Origin of the sequence: Azospirillum melinis, from assembly GCF_013340935.1 — a bacterium.
In the GTDB taxonomy this organism is placed as follows: domain Bacteria; phylum Pseudomonadota; class Alphaproteobacteria; order Azospirillales; family Azospirillaceae; genus Azospirillum; species Azospirillum melinis.
In genome coordinates this window covers 19,015-35,723 of sequence record NZ_WHOS01000013.1, presented here as the reverse complement: position 1 = coordinate 35,723, position 16,709 = coordinate 19,015, and the positions used below count along the sequence as shown (strand labels likewise).

The 16,709-nt window shown below is 68.7% G+C and carries 16 protein-coding genes; 11 read left to right on the top strand and 5 right to left on the bottom strand.

The annotated features are described in order from the left end of the window. Positions 1-43 precede the first annotated feature (43 nt). From GBZ48_RS12100 to GBZ48_RS12085, 4 genes are all read right to left on the bottom strand, one after another. Positions 44-235, bottom strand: coding sequence for a 2-hydroxymuconate tautomerase (locus GBZ48_RS12100; RefSeq protein ID WP_098734949.1), 192 nt, complete (start codon positions 233-235; stop codon positions 44-46). A gap of 40 nt (positions 236-275) precedes the next feature. Then, positions 276-1,112, bottom strand: a complete 837-nt coding sequence (locus GBZ48_RS12095; RefSeq protein ID WP_174471280.1) for an IclR family transcriptional regulator — start codon at positions 1,110-1,112, stop codon at positions 276-278. Between the two features lie 101 nt (positions 1,113-1,213). Then, positions 1,214-2,428: a CaiB/BaiF CoA transferase family protein gene (locus GBZ48_RS12090; RefSeq protein ID WP_174471279.1), complete on the bottom strand. Its 1,215-nt coding sequence runs from the start codon at positions 2,426-2,428 to the stop codon at positions 1,214-1,216. A gap of 67 nt (positions 2,429-2,495) precedes the next feature. Then, positions 2,496-3,587 carry a mandelate racemase/muconate lactonizing enzyme family protein gene (locus GBZ48_RS12085; RefSeq protein ID WP_209798332.1) on the bottom strand — a complete coding sequence of 364 codons (1,092 nt, stop codon included), beginning with the start codon at positions 3,585-3,587 and terminating at the stop codon, positions 2,496-2,498. Between the two features lie 443 nt (positions 3,588-4,030). On the opposite strand from GBZ48_RS12085, the gene GBZ48_RS12080 reads away from it, so the two are divergent. The 9 genes from GBZ48_RS12080 (at position 4,031) to GBZ48_RS12040 (ending at position 13,163) form a co-directional block, all read left to right on the top strand. Continuing rightward, positions 4,031-5,239, top strand: a complete 1,209-nt coding sequence (locus GBZ48_RS12080) for an ABC transporter substrate-binding protein (RefSeq protein WP_209798331.1) — start codon at positions 4,031-4,033, stop codon at positions 5,237-5,239. Between the two features lie 142 nt (positions 5,240-5,381). Beyond that, positions 5,382-6,242, top strand: coding sequence for a branched-chain amino acid ABC transporter permease (locus GBZ48_RS12075; protein WP_098735126.1), 861 nt, complete (start codon positions 5,382-5,384; stop codon positions 6,240-6,242). Beyond that, positions 6,239-7,273 carry a branched-chain amino acid ABC transporter permease gene (locus GBZ48_RS12070; RefSeq protein WP_174471277.1) on the top strand — a complete coding sequence of 345 codons (1,035 nt, stop codon included), beginning with the start codon at positions 6,239-6,241 and terminating at the stop codon, positions 7,271-7,273. The genes GBZ48_RS12075 and GBZ48_RS12070 overlap by 4 nt, the downstream gene beginning before the upstream one ends. Further along, positions 7,270-8,025 carry an ABC transporter ATP-binding protein gene (locus GBZ48_RS12065; RefSeq protein ID WP_109095565.1) on the top strand — a complete coding sequence of 252 codons (756 nt, stop codon included), beginning with the start codon at positions 7,270-7,272 and terminating at the stop codon, positions 8,023-8,025. The genes GBZ48_RS12070 and GBZ48_RS12065 overlap by 4 nt, the downstream gene beginning before the upstream one ends. A 1-nt stretch (position 8,026) precedes the next feature. Further along, positions 8,027-8,770, top strand: a complete 744-nt coding sequence (locus tag GBZ48_RS12060) for an ABC transporter ATP-binding protein (RefSeq protein ID WP_209798330.1) — start codon at positions 8,027-8,029, stop codon at positions 8,768-8,770. A gap of 106 nt (positions 8,771-8,876) precedes the next feature. Continuing rightward, positions 8,877-9,977 carry a mandelate racemase/muconate lactonizing enzyme family protein gene (locus GBZ48_RS12055; protein WP_174471276.1) on the top strand — a complete coding sequence of 367 codons (1,101 nt, stop codon included), beginning with the start codon at positions 8,877-8,879 and terminating at the stop codon, positions 9,975-9,977. An 81-nt stretch (positions 9,978-10,058) separates the two neighbouring features. After that, complete coding sequence (locus GBZ48_RS12050; protein ID WP_174471275.1) at positions 10,059-11,141, top strand: acyl-CoA dehydrogenase family protein; 1,083 nt, start codon at positions 10,059-10,061, stop codon at positions 11,139-11,141. Positions 11,142-11,169: 28 nt separating this feature from the next. Further along, positions 11,170-12,312, top strand: coding sequence for an acyl-CoA dehydrogenase family protein (locus GBZ48_RS12045; protein ID WP_174471274.1), 1,143 nt, complete (start codon positions 11,170-11,172; stop codon positions 12,310-12,312). A gap of 50 nt (positions 12,313-12,362) precedes the next feature. Continuing rightward, entirely contained in the window at positions 12,363-13,163 is an 801-nt protein-coding gene (locus GBZ48_RS12040; protein ID WP_174471273.1) for a crotonase/enoyl-CoA hydratase family protein, read from the top strand. A gap of 69 nt (positions 13,164-13,232) precedes the next feature. Here GBZ48_RS12040 and prpR read toward each other — a convergent pair whose 3' ends face one another. After that, on the bottom strand, positions 13,233-15,221 hold the full coding sequence (prpR, locus tag GBZ48_RS12035) for a propionate catabolism operon regulatory protein PrpR (RefSeq protein ID WP_174471385.1): 1,989 nt from the start codon (positions 15,219-15,221) through the stop codon (positions 13,233-13,235). Between the two features lie 97 nt (positions 15,222-15,318). On the opposite strand from prpR, the gene GBZ48_RS12030 reads away from it, so the two are divergent. Further along, positions 15,319-15,504, top strand: a complete 186-nt coding sequence (locus GBZ48_RS12030; protein ID WP_174471272.1) for a hypothetical protein — start codon at positions 15,319-15,321, stop codon at positions 15,502-15,504. Further along, positions 15,492-16,706, top strand: coding sequence for a CaiB/BaiF CoA transferase family protein (locus GBZ48_RS12025; protein WP_174471271.1), 1,215 nt, complete (start codon positions 15,492-15,494; stop codon positions 16,704-16,706). The genes GBZ48_RS12030 and GBZ48_RS12025 overlap by 13 nt, the downstream gene beginning before the upstream one ends. Positions 16,707-16,709 lie beyond the last annotated feature (3 nt).

The following is a 16,709-nucleotide window of genomic DNA, read 5'->3' as shown; positions in this document are numbered from 1 at the left end:
GTCGCTGCACGTCAGCGATGTGCGGTGGCTTAAGGCCGGCGCGTTACGACGACGGGCCGGTCTTGGCCTCTCCGGCGACGGCGAAATGCTCGGGCTCGATCTCGTTCACCATGATGCGCACGCTTTCGCGTGGCGCGCCGAGGGTGCGGTGGATCGCCTCCGTGACCTCGCGGTACATGGCGGCCTTCTTTTCCTGCGACCGGCCCTTGATCAGGGTGATGTTGACGATAGGCATGTTTCCTCTCCCTTCGGATCGATTGTGATTGTCGAGACGCTCATTTCCCCACGACATGCGCGACGGAGCGGAGGCTGCCGAGCTGATAGGGCATCAGCTTCGCCACCCGGACCAGCTCCTCGCCGATGCCGGCGATCCTGGCCTCGTCCATGTCGCGGGAATGCCCGGTCACCACCAGACAGCCGACATGGCCGTTGTTCCAAGTGGGGATGTTGGCGGCGATGGCGGTCAGGCCGACATGGTGTTCGTCATGCGCCACCACATAGCCCCGCAGGGCGGAGACCCGCAGATCCTCGTCCAGCTCGGCGCGGTTGACGATCGTCTGCGGGGTGTAGACCTTGTAGGGCTCCGGCCCGAGGACGGCGGCACGCTGTTCCGGATCGAGGCTGAGCAGCAGCGCCTTGCCCGAGCCGGAGCCGTGCAGCGGCCCCTGGAGCCACGTGTTGTAATAGGGCGACAGCGATCCCGGAGCCTGGGCGATGTCGGTCACCATCCGCTCGGTGCTGAGATAGAGGACGAGCACCACGGTTTCCCGCAAATTGCGCGCCAGCTCGATCAGCACGGAGTGCGATTCCCGCCGAAGCTGGTTGATGGGATGCATCAGCGGCAGCGGCAGCAGGCCCTTGGGCGACGGCGCATAGCGCTTGGAATCGGCCAGACGGACGACGTAGCCGCTGTCCTCCAGCGTGCGCAGCAGGCGCAGCGTCGTGCTCTGGTCCAGACGGGTCAGCGCCGCGACCTCGCCGAGCATCAGCGGCTGCGGGGCATCGACGATGGCGTCGAGGATCGCCAGCCCGCGGGCGAGCGTGCCGGCCGGTCCTTCGCGCTCACCGTCGTTGCCGGCCTTGGTCCGTTCCTCGTCCGCGCTTTTCACCATGGCTGTGCCCTGTGTCGTTGTCCTGCCGGGAGACTGGGCGGCAGGCCGGCCCAGCCGTCGGACCTGTGCTCTCCCGGAAGATGTGTCAAGGTTTTTGCGTGTCATTGGGTCCGGCCGGCTCCAGATCGGCTCCCCAGCCACTGCTTTGCGATCTCCCCGCCGCCTTCACCCTGGGCGGGAGGACGGCCGGGCGGCGGCAGGCCGTCTTCGAACTTCACCGGATAGCCGACGACGCGAATCGGTCCGCCGCTCGCGGTCTCGAAGCTGTGGAGCAGGTTGCGCCCCGCGACCTGATCGGAGGCGAGCGCCTGGACGACGGAGCGCACCGCACCGGCGGGCAGGCTGCGGGCGGCGAGCCGCTCCATCCAGTGGGCGCGGGGCCGCTCGCGGAACCGGGCGGCGAGCCGCTGGCTGAGCAGGACGCGGTTGGCGACGCGGTCGGCATTGGTGCGGAAGGCCGGATCGTCGCGCATCGCGATGTCCTCGAGCACGGCCTCGCACAGCGTGCGGAACTGCCGGTCGTTGCCGATGGCGAGCACGAACGGCCCGTCGGACGTCTCGAACACCTCGTAGGGCACGACGTTGGGATGGGCATTGCCGTAGCGCCGGGACTCCGTCCCGGTGGCGAGGGCTCCGGCGGCGACATTGGCCATCGCCGCCAGCTGGCAGTCGAACAGCGCCACGTCGAGGAACTGTCCGCGCCCGGTCCGCTGGCGGCCGAGCAGGGCGGCGAGGATCGCCTGCGAGGCATAGAGGCCCGAGAAGAGATCGGAGACGGCGACGCCGACCTTGGTCGGCGGCCCGTCGGGAAATCCGGTCACCGACATCAGGCCGGTCTCGCCCTGGATGACGAAGTCATAGCCGGCGCGGGCCGCTTCCGGCCCCGTCCGGCCATAGCCGGAGACCGAGCAATAGATCAGGGCCGGATTGACCGGCTTCAGGTCGTCATAGCCGAGCCCGAAGCGGTCGAGGGTGCCGAGCTTGAAGTTCTCGATCAGGATATCGGCCTCGGCGGCCAGATCGCGGATGAGGCGCTGGCCCTCGGCACTCTTGAGGTCGACGGTCAGGCTGTGCTTCGACCGGTTGGCGCAGGTGTAGTAGGCGGCCAGATCGCCCATGTAGGGCGGACCCCAGCTCCGGGTTTCGTCGCCGTCGCCGGGGCTCTCGATCTTCAGGACCTGCGCGCCCAGGTCGGCCAGGCACTGGGTGCACCAGGGGCCGGCCAGGACACGGGAGAGGTCGAGGACGCGGATGCCGTGGAGGGGGCCCAGGGAGCGGGCCGCATCCGGCGCCGCGCCGTCATCGAACACTGTCATTTCTTCGATCCATAATCGTCTGTGGCCGTGGCCTGCGGCGGCCCGGTTGGCTGCCCCGGGAGTGCTTTCAGAGCGCGGCGCGCATCGGGTCCAGGCGGTCCCAATCGAAGGTGAAGCCGACGCCGGGGCGATCCGGCACCAGGATGGTGCCGTCCGTCTCGACGGCCATCGCCTCGCGGAACAGCGGCCCGAACCACGGCATGTGTTCGGCATGGATGGCGCCAGCCGACGACGCCACCAGATGCAGGCTGTGTTCGGTGAAGATGTGGGGTGAGAAGGGCAGGTCGTGCGCTGCCATCAGCCCGATTGCCTTGCGGAATTCGGTGTAGCCGCCCATGCGTTGCAGGTCGGGCATCAGGATGTCGGCGGCGCGGGCCTGGATCTGCCGTTTCAGGCCGTAGCGCGTGTATTCGGTCTCGCCGCTGGCGATCGGGGTGTCGAGCGCCGCGGCCAGGGCGGCGCTGCCCTCGTCGTTCCAGGTCGGGACGGGTTCCTCGAACCACACCAGCTCGAACGCTTCCAGCGCGCGGCCGAGCCGCAGGGCATGGGCCGGGGTGAGGCCCTGGTTGGCGTCCACCATCAGGGCGATGTCCGGCCCGATGGCGTCGCGCACCGCCTCAATGCGGGCGATGTCGTCCTGCCAGCGTGGCGAGCCCAGGCGCAGCTTCATCGCCTTGAATCCCTGGTCGACGAAAGTCCGCGCCTCCTGCCGGAGTTCGTCCAGGCCGGAGGACAGCCACAGGCCGCCGCTGGCATAGACCGGCACGCGGTCGCGGTGGGCGCCGAACAGCCGGTAGAGAGGCTGGTTCGCCACCTTGCCGATGATGTCCCAGCAGGCGACGTCGATGGGCGTCATGGCATGCAGGGCGAGCCCCGCCTGCCCGCAGAAATTCAGATGGCGGAACAGGTCGGACCACAGGGCTTCGACCTGGAAGGGATCGCGGCCGATCAGCTTCGGCTTCAGGCTGGCCGCCAGCTGGGCGATGGAGCGCAGACGGTCGATGCCGAAGCAGAAGCCATATCCCTCGCCCGACACCCCTTCGTCGGTCCTGACGGTCAGCAGCAGGCACGACACCGTGCTGATCTCGTGGATCGCGGTGCGCAGCGGCCGGTCCAGTTGCAGGTCGACCGCGGCCAGTTCGATGTCGGAGATGCGCAAAGCCCTACCTCCCTGCTGCCGCGGCCCGCCCGTCCAAGGGAAGGGCGCGGACAGTTCACGATGGTGATTGTTATTGGCACGCATCGTCGCGCCGGACGGCGTTCGTTGCAACAGTTTTTTCATTCATTGCATAGTTCATATCAAAAATCGCGACTCGCCCCGATTGATCCGGCTTGCCCATCAATGGGAACCGTTCCCCAGCCGTTACGTTCGGCCCGTTGGACTGACTTTCCCACGGCTGGCAAAGGCGAAAGCTCCCGCAGATTTCCGTTCAGCCCGCAAAATGGGCGGCGTTTGGACCCCAACCACAACCGGGAATGGGCTCTTTCGTCATTTCGACATCTTCCGACAAAAAAATAGCGCGGAATGAAAAATGTCTTGCGAAATAATGTTCGGCTCAGAGATGATCAGTCTAAAGCACGATACATAAGAAGGGAGGAACCATGACCACCGACCGGATTCCCGCCAGGATGCACTTCGGCCCCGCAACCATGAGCGCCGCGGGCCTCGCCCTGGCGGTCGGCCTGTTCGCCGGGACCGCCGGGGCCGACACGACGCCGGTGAAGATCGGCTGGCTGTCCTCGCTGACCGGCCCGCTGTCGTCGGCGGCCGTCGCCGAGAACCAGGGCGTCAAGTTCGCCGTGGACGAGATCAACAAGGCCGGCGGAATCGACGGGAGGAAGATCGAGCTGATCACCCGCGACACCGCCGGCGATCCGACCAAGGCGGTCAACTTCGCGCAGCAGCTCGTGCTCAGCGAGAAGGTGGACTTCGTCATCGGTCCGGTGAATTCCGGCGAATCCCTGGCCACCGTTCCCATCCTCGCCCGTGCCGGCGTGCCGAACATCATCATCGGCACGGTGGACGAACTGACCGATCCGCAGAAATACCCACGCGCCTTCCGCGCCATCGCCACCAACGAGCAGTGGATCGGCAGCGCCAACGACTATGCCATCAAGACGCTGAAGCGCAGCAAGGTGGCGATCATCGGCGACACCACCGGCTACGGCACCTCCAGCGCCAAGAAGGCCGAGGCGCTGCTGGCCGATGCCGGGATCAAGCCGGTCTACAGCGTGCTGATCGACGCCAACAAGACCGACCTGACCGACGAGATGACCAAGGCGCGGGCCGCCGGGGCCGACGTCGTCATGCCGTGGTCGGCCGCCACCGGCCTGCTCGCCCGCGTGCTGAACGCGCGGGGCAACATGCAGTGGGACGTGCCGGTCGTCGGGCATCCGGCCATCATGGGGCTCCCGATCAAGGATCTGCTGAACAAGCCTGAATATTGGGAGCAGACCTATGCCGCCGGCTACAGCAGCACGACCTACGGCGCCGACGGCAAGCTGCCCGCGCCGACCACCGCGCTGATGGACAAGATGCGGCCGGAGTTCGGCGGCACCATCAACTTCACCTTCTGGTGGGTCACGCTGGGCTACGACACCGTCAAGATCATCGAGCATGCGGTGAAGACGGCGGGATCGACCGACAAGGCCGCCGTCCAGAAGGCTTTGGAGAACACCCAGAACCTCAAGGGCACCTATGCCGATTACAGCTGGGGCCCGAAGCAGCGCAACGGCTTCCCGGACTCCGGCATCGTGATCAACAAGGCCAACACCTTCAAGGACGGCAGCTTCGAGGCCGCCCCGCACTGAGCCGTCCGGGCCGGGTCGCCGGCCGGGACTCAAGGCTCCACGGCCCCGGCGCGGGCCGGCGACCGGCGGCCCGCATCGGGCCGCAAGGTCTGCATTCGCGCCGTCTTGCAATTCCGCAGCAATTCACAAACGGATGGGCAGCATGCTTACCGTTCTGGTGTCGGGGCTGGCGATCGGCGCGCTCTATGCGGCGACGGGCCTCGCCTACAACATCATGTTCTCGACCTCCAAGGTCCTGAGCGTGACGACCGGCCACATCTGCATGCTTGGCGGTGTCTTCGGCGCCTACTTCATGCTCGACCTCGGGCTTCCGGCGCCGGTGGCGCTGGTCGGCGCGGTCCTGGTCGGGGCGGCCTTCGGCCTGCTGACCGAAGTCATTGCCATCCGCCGCGTCCTCGCCCGCTCCGACGAGCATCTCTGGCTGCTCAGCACGCTGGCGCTGGCGACCATGGTGCAGCAGGCGGTCGGCCTGTGGTGGGGCACGGAGCCCCGCCCGTTCCCGCGGCTGGCCGACCAGGATTTCACGGCCGGCGTGCTGGACCAGAAATACTGGCTGCCGATCGCGGCGGTGGTCGCCATGGCGCTCGGGCTCGAATTCTTCTACCGGCGGACGATGTACGGCAAGGTGTTCCAGGCCGTGTCGGAGGACGCCTTCGCCGCCCGCGCCCGCGGCATCGCCACCGACCGCACCCGCGCCCTGTCCTTCGCCATCGCCGGCGCGCTCGGCGGGCTGGCCGGCTTCGCGGCGGGGCAGCTGACCTTCGCCTTCTTCGCGCTCGGCCTCACCCTCACGCTCTACGGCTTCATCGCGCTGGCGGTCGGCGGGCTGGGCAGCAATGTCGGCGCGCTCGTCGGCGGCGTCGCGCTGGGCCTGTTCCAGACGCTCGCGACCTACCTGTTCGGCGGCGAATACCAGCAGACGATTGCGGTCGGCCTGCTGATGGTCGTGCTCCTGGTCAAACCCGAAGGTCTCTTCGGCTCCAAGAAGGTCCGCCCGGTATGACGACATCCTCCCTTCCGCGCCTCGGGACGCTCGCCGTCGGCGGCATCCTGGCGGTGACCCTGCCATTCTGGGTCGGCGACTTCTACCAGCTCCACCTCGCGGCGCTGATCGGCGTCTACTGGGTGCTGATCGCCGGCCTCAATCTGGTGGTCGGCTACACCGGCCAGCTGTCCATCGGCCATGTCGGGCTGCTGTCCATCGGTTCCTACGCCTTCGCCATCGTCGTCGGGCGCTACGGCGTCGACCCGCTGCTGACGCTGGCGCTGGCCGGGGCCTTGGGCGGGCTCTGCGGCTTCCTGCTGGGCCTGCCGTCGCTGCGCCTTCCCGGCTTCTACTTCGCCATGGCGACGATGGCCTTCGCCCTGATCATGGCGGAGCTGTCGCTGGCCCAGGGTGGCCTGACCGGCGGCGGCGCCGGGCTTCCGGTGCCGGGCTTCGCGGCGCCCTTCGACACGCCGACCGGCTTCTACTGGCTGGTGCTGCTGGTCGCGGCGCTGATCACCTGGATGACGTGGAACGTCGCCCGGCTGATGTGGGGCAGGGGGCTGATCGCGCTGCGCGACAGCGAGGTGGCCGCCGCTGCGGTGGGGGTGCCGATCTTCCGGCTGAAGCTGACCGTCTTCACCTTCAGCGGGGTCACCGCCGGGATCGGCGGCGCGCTGTTCGCCTCGTTGCAGAGCTACATCACGCCGGAGACCTTCGTCTTCGAACTGGGGCTGTTCTTCTTCGTCTGCATCATCATCGGCGGCCGCGGCAGCATTCTCGGCCCCTTCGTCGGGACGGTTGTCCTGACCGCCCTGCCGGAGATGGTGGCGCCGCTCGCCAAGCTCGGCAACTTCTTCTACGGGCTGCTGCTGCTGGCGGTGGTGCTGGTGGTGCCGGAGGGCATCGGCCACGTCATCAAGTCGGTCTTGGCCCGTTTGCAGAAGAAGGGGCCGGACCCGAAGGGACTCCAGCCCGACATCGGCCGCCTGGCCGCCGCCGTCCGGCGGGGCATGCGACAGGACATCCAACGGGGGCACGCATCATGAGCACGCTGGTTGCCGACACAGTGAGCAAGCGCTTCGGCGGCGTGACGGCGCTCAGCAACGTGTCGCTGGAATTGCGGGAAGGCGAAATCCACGGCCTGATCGGCCCGAACGGCAGCGGCAAGACGACCCTGCTCAACCTGCTGACCGGCTATTATCAGGTGGACGAGGGCGACATCCGGCTGGACGGGGAGTCGCTGGCCCGCTCGCCGGTGCAGCAGCGCCCGCGCGTCGGCGTCGCCCGCACCTTCCAGAAGCCCCGCCTGCTCGGCAGCCTCAGCGTGCTCGACAACGCGATGCTGGGCGGCTGGTGCGAGACCCGCGCCGGCTTTCTGGAGACCGCCCTGGCGCTGCCGCGCGCCCGGCGGGAGGAGCGCGCGCTGCGCGACCGGGCGGAGGAGCTGCTGCACGGCGTCGGGCTCGGCTATGCCATCCATCGCCGGGCGAGCCTGCTCGACCATGCCGAGCAGCGCTTCCTGGAGATCGCCCGCGGGCTGGTCATGCGCGCCCGCTTCATCCTGCTCGACGAGCCGGCCGGTGGCCTGACGGAGGGGGAGATCGAGCATCTCGCCAGCATCGTCACAGCACTCCGCGACGCCGGGATCGGCGTCCTGCTCGTCGAACACCACACCGACTTCGTGTTCAGCGTGTGCGACCGCGTCACCACGCTGAATCTGGGGCGCATGATCAAGCACGCCACGCCGGCCGAGGTGCGCAGCGATCCCGAAGTCATCCGCGTCTATCTGGGAGCGTGAGATGCACATGGGCACAGTCAATCGACCCAATCCGATCCTGCTCGACGTGGCGGACCTGCATGTCGCCTACGGCAAGGCCGAGGTGGTCCACGGCGCCTCCTTCCGGGTGCATGGCGGCGAGTTCGTCGTCCTGCTCGGCCGCAACGGCGCCGGCAAGAGCACGATGCTGCACGCGATCTCCGGCCTGATCCCGAAGAAGGCCGGGCGCGTCACCATGGCCGGGGCGGAGATCGGCGCGGCGACGCCGCGCGACATCGTGCGCTCCGGCGTCGTCCAGGTGCTGGAGGGGCACCGGGTGTTCGGCGGCCTGTCGGTGGAGGACAACCTGCTCCTCGGCACCTATGCGCGGGCATCGCGCGGCGACCGCTCCAAGCTCGACCGCATCTACGGCCTGTTCCCGGAACTGGCGGAGCGCCGGAACCAGCAGGCGTCGCGCCTCAGCGGCGGCCAGCAGCAGATCCTGGCGGTCGGGCAGGGGGTGATCGGCGATCCCAAGCTGCTGATCCTGGACGAGCCGTCGGGCGGGCTGGCACCCATCGTCATCGACCGCATCCTCGACGTCGCCAGCGACCTCTGCAAGGGCGGCATGGCGATCCTGCTGGTCGAACAGCTGGTGGAGAAGGCGCTGCGCCACGCCGACTACTGCTACCTCACGGAAACCGGGCGGATCGTCGGGTCGGGGACGCCATCCGAAATACAGAGCAGCGACCTGTTGCAGCGCGTCTATCTCGGCGGCGCGCACTGATCCAGGGAGCGCGGTGGGGCCGACGCCCCGCGACCGGCACCGCCGCCACCCCTGTCACTAAGATTTCGGCCCCGCGACGCCGCCCCCTTGCCAGCGAGAGACCATCATGAAGATCACCGCCATCGAGGCGATTCCGATCGCCATCCCCTACCGGCACAACGGCCCGGTCACCGGCTTCGGCGGGGCGCTGTGGACCACCGCCAACTACCTGATCCTGCGCGTCGAGACCGACGAGGGGCTGACCGGCTACGGCGAGGCCTTCGGCTACAACGTCATCCCGGTGACCAGGACCTTCATCGAACGGACCCTGGCGCCGCTCGCCATCGGCCGCGACGTGGCGGACATCGCCGGGCTGATGGAGGATCTGAAGAAGACCCTCCACATCTTCGGACGCGGCGGCGTCACCCAATATGCGCTGAGCGGTCTCGACATCGCGCTGTGGGATCTTGCCGGCAAGCGGGCCGGGCAGCCGGTGTGGAAGCTGGCCGGCGGCCATGCGCGGGGGCAGGTGCCGGTCTATGCCAGCCTGATGCGGCTGACCGAGCCGGACATCGTCGCTGCCTCCTGCACCCAGGCGCTGGAGCGCGGCTATCGCGAGATCAAGCTGCACGAGAAGACCATCGACGCCGTCGCCGCCGCCCGCCGCACCGTCGGCGACGGCATCGAACTGATGCTGGACGTCAACTGCGCCTGGGATGTCGGGACGGCGGTCGAGATGGCGCAGGGGCTGGCCCCCCACCGCCTGAAATGGCTGGAGGAGCCGGTCTGGCCACCTGAGGATCTGGACGGGCTGGTCAGGACGCGCCGTGCCGCGCCGGTTCCGATCGCCACCGGGGAGAACACGCCGAACGCCTGGGCGTTCAAGCCGCTCGCCGCCTGCGAGGGGATCGACTATCTCCAGCCCAGCGTCACCAAGGTCGGCGGCATCACCGAGTTCCTGCGCGTCGGCATGCTTGCCGAACTGAACGGCCGGACGCTCGCCCCGCACTCGCCCTATTCCGGTCCCGGCTTCCTGGCGACCCTGCACATGACCGCGGTCTTCGGCGGAATCGGGGCCATCGAGCGGCTCTACATCGATCTGGACGCCCCGGTGTTCGGCGAGGTCGGCCTCCCGCGTCCCGACGGCACCATCGCCATTCCCGACGGCCCCGGCCTGGGCGCCGATCCGGACCCGGACATCCTCCGCCGCTACCGGCTCGACCTCTGACCTGCGCAAAACCCGCAACTGGACATCGGGAACTGGACATCGGGGGCCGGGCACTCAGGGCCGGCAACAGGGAGACATATGGTGAGCGACACCAGCCAGATCCTGGTCGATACGGCGACCAGGCTTTTCGAAGAACAGTTCACGGCCAGGCAGCGTGTGACGGCCGAATCCGGCCAGTGGCTCGACGCGCAGTGGCAGGCGGTCGAGGATATGGGGCTTCCGCTCGCCCTGGTGCCGGAGGAGGCCGGCGGCTTCGGCCTGCCGGTGGTCGAGGCGCTGGATCTGATTCGCCTTGTCGGCGCCTTCGCGGTGCCGCTGCCGCTGGCCGAAACCATGCTGGCGAACCGCATCCTGGCGAATGCCGGGCTGGAGCTTCCCGGCGGGCCGCTGACCCTGGCGCCGGTGCGTCCGGAAGACCGGCTGACCCTGGTGCGGCGGGATGGCGGCTGGCTTTTGTCGGGAACGGCGCACCGGGTGCCCTGGGGCCGCGTCGCCGCCACCGTCGTGCTGGCCCGCTGCGACGACCCCTGCGACGATGCCGGCCAGGACGGACAGAGCTTCGCGGCACTGGTGCCGGCCGGGCAGGCCGGCACCGCGCCGGACGTCAATCTGGCGAACGAGCCGCGCGACAGCCTGCGCTTCGAGACGCTGCTGCCGGCGGAGAGCGTCGCCCCCTCGCCGGGCATCGCGCCGGCGGAGCTGCACGCGCTCGGCGCCGCGGTCCGCAGCATCGCGATGGCCGGGGCGCTTGGCCGCGTCCTGGCGATGACCACCGCCTATGCCAACGAGCGCAGCCAGTTCGGCCGGCCGATCGGCAAGTTCCAGGCCATCCAGCAGCATCTCGCCGTGCTGGCCGGGCAGGCAGCCGCCGCCCGCGCGGCTGGCGACATCGCCGCCGAGGCCGTGGCGCAGGGCGGGGCCCTGCTGCCGATTGCGGCGGCCAAACTCCGCTGCGGCGAGGCGGCCGGCGTCGCGGCGGCCATCGCACATCAGGTGCATGGCGCCATGGGCTTCACCCATGAGCACAGCCTGCATTTCTTCACCAAGCGCCTGTGGTCCTGGCGCGACGAGTTCGGCGGGGAAGGGGAGTGGGGCCGTCTGATCGGGCGGGAGGTGGCGCGCGCCGGAGCGGACGGGCTCTGGCCGCTCGTCACCGCCGCATGATCCCACCGGTGCCATCGAGGAATTGACCATGGATCTGATCGCCTTTCCGCCCCCTCCCGACACGGATGTCGAGGAACTGCGCGCCGAGGTCCGCGCCTTCCTGGCGGAGGAACTTGCCACCCGCCGCCCGCAGGACCGTTCGCGCTCCTGGAGCGGCTTCGACGCCGAATTCAGCCGCAAGGTCGGGCAGCGCGGCTGGATCGGCATGACATGGCCGAAGCGCTATGGCGGGCACGAGCGCAGCGCGCTGGAACGCTATGTCGTGCTGGAGGAGATGCTGGCCGCCGGGGCGCCGGTGGCAGCCCACTGGTTCGCCGACCGCCAGAGCGGGCCGCTGTTGCTGAAGGTCGGCACCGAGGAGCAGCGCCGGTCGATCCTGCCGCGCATCACCGCCGGCGAGTGCTTCTTCTGCATCGGCATGAGCGAGCCGGATTCCGGTTCCGACCTCGCCGCGGTGCGGACCCGCGCGGTGCCGGTGGACGGAGGCTTCATCGTCAACGGCACCAAGCTGTGGACGACCTACGCCCACCATGCCCATTACATGATCCTGTTCTGCCGGACCGGCAGTGCCGACGAGCGGCATGGCGGCACCAGCCAGTTCCTGGTCGATCTGAAGACGCCGGGCATCACCATCCGCCCCATCGCCGATCTGGCCGGCGAGCATCATTTCAACGAGGTGGTGTTCGAGGATGTCTTCCTGCCCGCGACATCCCTTCTCGGCCAGCTCGGAGACGGCTGGAACCAAGTGGTCGGGGAACTGGCGTTCGAGCGCAGCGGGCCGGAGCGCTTCCTGTCCTCCTTCACGCTGCTGGTCGAGCTGGTGCGCGCCCTCGGTCCCAGCCCGTCGGACCATGCGGCCGCGGCGGTCGGCCGCCTGACCGCCCATCTTCTGGTGTTGCGGCGCCTGTCGCGCTCGGTTGCCGGCATGTTGCAGATGGGGGAGAATCCGGCATTGCAGGCGTCCCTGGTCAAGGATCTGGGCGCGATCTTCGAACAGGAGATCCCGGACATCGCCCGCCAGCTGGTCGATGCGGAGCCGTCGCAGCAGTCCACGCGGGACTTCTGCGCGGTGCTGGCCCACACGATCCTCAACGTCCCGTCCTTCTCCCTGCGCGGGGGAACCCGCGAGATCCTGCGGGGCATCATCGCCCGCGGCCTCGGCCTCCGCTGACCGGCGGCAGGGACCCGCTCATCGACATAGTAAAACGAAAGGAAGGCGCGATGACCAATCTCGTGCTGGTGGACAACGACGACGGAATCGTCACGCTCACCCTGAACCTGCCGGAGCAGCGCAACCCGATCTCCGATCCGGAGATGATCGAGGCGCTGGTGGAGACGCTGAGCGGTCTCGACGCGGACATGGCGACCCGGGTGATCATCGTAACGGGGGCCGGCGGCGCCTTTTCGTCCGGCGGGAACGTGAAGAAGATGGGGGAAAGCGGCGGCCTCAACGACAAGGTCGCCGCCCAGACGCGCCGGAACTACAAGCTGGGCATCCAGCGCATCCCGCTGCTGCTCGAGGCGATGGAGGTTCCGGTGATCGCGGCGGTGAACGGTCCGGCCATCGGTGCCGGCTGCGACCTCGCCTGCATGTGCGACATCCGCATCGCCGGCGAGAGCGCACGCTTCGCCGAAAGCTTCGTCAAGGTCGGGATCGTCCCCGGCGACGGCGGCGCATGGCTGCTGCCGCGGGTCGTCGGCTTTTCCAAGGCCTGCGAGATGGCGCTGACCGGCGACGTCATCGACGCGGCGGAGGCGCTCGCCTGCGGTCTGGTGTCACGCGTCGTTCCCGATGCGGATCTGCTGCCCCAGGCCCGTGCGATGGCCGCGCGAATCGCCGTCAATCCGCCACATGTGGTGCGCATGACGAGGCGCCTGCTGCGCGAAGGCTGGACGGTCAAGCTCGACACGCTGCTGGAGATGTCCGCCGCCATGCAGGCGCTCGCGCATGCGACAGCCGACCACAAGGAAGCCATCGCCGCGCTGCTGGGCAAGCGTCCGCCGAACTTCACCGGCGCCTAGGCGGGCGCCAGGGCTTTTCGATTTTTTGACTGCGTCCTGTCGTCCGTGCCGGCTCGTCCCGCGCAGGTGCTAGTCCCGTGCGGCGTCATCGCCATCGGTGGAGGCACCAAGACCAAGCTGGCGCATGCGTCGCCACAGTGTCGCGCGGCTGATGCCCAGTTGGCGTGCCGCGTCCGCCCGATTGCCGTGGTTGCGGGACAGGGCGTTCTCGATGACTTCCCGTGCGTCGTTCCCGTCCCCGCCGGCTGCCCCGTGCCTGTCCCGGCCGGTCGGCCTGTCCTGTGCGGGCGGTTCGAGAAACAGCTCCGGGCAGTCATGGCGCAGGATGCCGGCGGGAATGTCCTCGACGGTGCCGAATTGCAGCACGAGCATGGTCAGACGCTCGCAGATGTTCTCCAACTCGCGGACGTTGCCCGGCCAACGGTAGCTGGCGAGACGGGATTTCAAAGGACCGACGACGACCGACGGCGCCAGCCGGAGCCCGGTCCGCTCCAGGCAGGCGGCGACGAAGCCCTCGGCCAGCACCGGCACATCCTCCACCCGGTCGCACAACGGCGGCAGGCGCAGGCGCAACGTGTTCAGCCGGTAAAGCAGGTCGGCCCGGAACGCGCGCTGCGGCACCAGCTCCTCCAGCGGCTGATGGGTGGCCGCGATCACCCTGAGGTCGACCGGCACCGGCACGACGCTGCCCAGCCGCACGATCTCGCGCTCCTGGAGCACGCGCAGCAGCCGGGTCTGCAAGGCCAGCGGCATGTCGCCGATCTCGTCGAGGAACAGCGTGCCGGTGTGCGCCGCCTCGAACAGCCCGACCTTGCCGCCCTTGCGCGCGCCGGTGAAGGCTCCCTCCTCATGGCCGAACAGCTCCGATTCCAGCAGGGACTCGGGAAAGGCCGAGCAGTTGATCGCCACGAAGGGGCGGCCGGCACGCGGGCCGAGATTGTGGATGGCCTGGGCGAACAGCTCCTTCCCCGTCCCGCTGTCGCCGGAAATCAGCACCGTCAGGTCGCTCGCCGCGAAGCGCCGCGCGGTGGCGCGCGCCTGCTCGATGGCCGGACTGTCGCCACGGATGTCGTCGAGCGTGTAGCGGGTCGTCCGGTTGGAGCGCCGCCGGGTCTGGGACCGCAGGCTGACGTCCGCCTCGCTGATGGCGCGGGCATCATAGACCGTGATCATGGCGCCGGTGACCTGTCCATGCTCGCGGATCGGGATGCGGTTGGCGATCCAGTCGCGGCGGCGGAATGTCAGGACGCTGCCCTTTTCCGCCTCGCCGCTGCCCAGCACCCCGCGCAGGGACAGTTCCGGCGCCACCTCCGCCGCCACCCGGCCGAGAATGGCGTTCGGGGGAAAGCCCAGCAGGGCCTCCATCGCCGGATTGACCGCCGTCACCCGGTCGGCCGGATCGACGGCGAGCACCGCGTCCTGGACATTCCGGAGGACACCGTTCAACTGGCTGTAGCGGGCGTTTTCCAGCCGGGCGATGCGGGCCATTTCCAGCGCGTCGTCCAGCCCCTGGCGCACGCCCGCCACCGAATAGGCCAGGATGCCCTCCATCCCCAGCCGTTCGGTCGCCTCGACCACCACGCTCGACCCGATGATGACGGGAAAGCCGCGCTCCGCCATGCCCTTGACGCAGGCGACGGCCTCGTCCGGGGTCTCGTAGCAGCCCTGCTCCACCTCGGTCCGCAGCAGCCCCTTGATGGCGTCCAGTTCCGGGATGATGCGGCGGTGCATGACGATGCCGACCCGGTTCGACCGCTCACGCGCCTTCAGCAGCGCCAGCAGGATGTCGTAGCCGCCGACCTTGATGGTGGCGACCGGCGACTTCACGGTGCTGCGCAGGTAGCTGGCATTGGCACCGGCGCTGACGAAGGCATCCACCGCGCCCGACGCCTCGCGCTCCCGCGCCACCGCCAGCGCCGCCTCATAGGCCTGGTCGATCACCTCGATCTCGGCACGCTGGGCGTACTCGTCCAGCACCGCACGCGCCAGCCGGGTGAGGTGGCGGTAGCTGAGGAAGCACAACCGCAGCCGCCCGGTGTTCGGATAGCCCAGTGCCATCGGCACGATTCCTTCCTCCCGGCCATCGCCCCTCGAAGGGACCGGCGGTGTCGCGCCGGGACCGCCGCGTTTCATCTGTGTTGCAAACGAACGTTTCATGGCACGTTTCATCGCAACAGGCCAGCTGTTTCATGAAACGCCCCTTTCGGTCCCGCAATTTACCAATCCATTGAAACAGAAAGAAAATCCATTCGGTCCCGGACTGGCACGGCGCTTGCTGTTTGATAAGCGAACAAACATTCCGCAAACAAAGCATCTGGGGCGAGGGGCATGGCACCATTGAACGGCATCCGGCTGATCGACCTGACGCACATGTTGTCCGGTCCCTACGGCACCATGCTGCTGACCGATCTGGGGGCCGAGACGATCAAGGTCGAACCGCCGGGCCGGGGCGAAGGGACGCGGCAGCTGCTGGCCGGCGATCCCGATTATTCCCGGCACGGCATGGGGGCCTATTTCCTCACGCTCAACCGGGGCAAGCGCAGCGTCTGCATCGACCTGAAAAGCGAGGAGGGGCGGGCGGTCTTCCTAGACCTCGTCCGCAAGAGCGACGTGGTGTTCGACAATTTCAGCGCCGGGGTGACGGAGCGGCTGGGCATCGATTTCGCGTCGCTGTCGGCGATCAACCCGCGCATCGTCACCTGCTCGGTCACCGGCTTCGGCGGCGACGGTCCCGATCCGAACCGGCCCGCCTTCGATCAGGTGGTGCAGGCGATGGGTGGCGGCATGAGCATCACCGGCCTGCCCGACGGGCCGCCGCTGCGCTCCGGCATCCCCATCGGCGACCTGGGCGGCGGGCTGTTCGGCGCGCTGGGCGTGCTCGCCGCGTTGCAGGAGCGGGAACGGACCGGCGTCGGCCGCCATGTCGACGTGTCGATGCTGGACGTGCAGATCTCTCTGCTGAACTACATGGGCACGATGCATCTGATGTCCGGGCATGTGCCGGAACGGCTGGGCAACGGCCATTTCGTCCATGTTCCCTACAACACCTTCAGGACCGCCGACGGCCACATCATCATCGCCTGCATCGGCGACGCCTTCTTCGAGCGGCTGCTGCCGGTCATCGGACGGCCGGAGCTGGAAGCGCCGGACTACCGCCGGCAGCCCGGCCGCTACGCCGACAAGGAGCGGATCGAGCGGATCGTCGGGGAGGAGCTGGTCAAGGACAGCTCCGCCAGCTGGCTCGCCCGGCTGCGCGAGGCGCGGGTGCCCTGCGGCCCGGTCAACGACTTCGCCCAGGCGATGTCCGATCCGCAGGTGGTCGCCCGCGACATGGTGGTCGAGGTACCGCTGTCGCAGGGCGGCACGGTGCGGATGCCGGGCAACCCGATCAAAATTACGGGGGGCAAGCTCTCGGGGAGCGAGCCCGACCGTTTCACCGCCCCGCCGGAGCTGGGCCACGACACCGACGAGGTTCTGGAAACGCTGCTGGGCTACGGGCCCGAACGCATCGGCGAATTGCGCCGCGCCGGACGGGTGGGGTGAGCC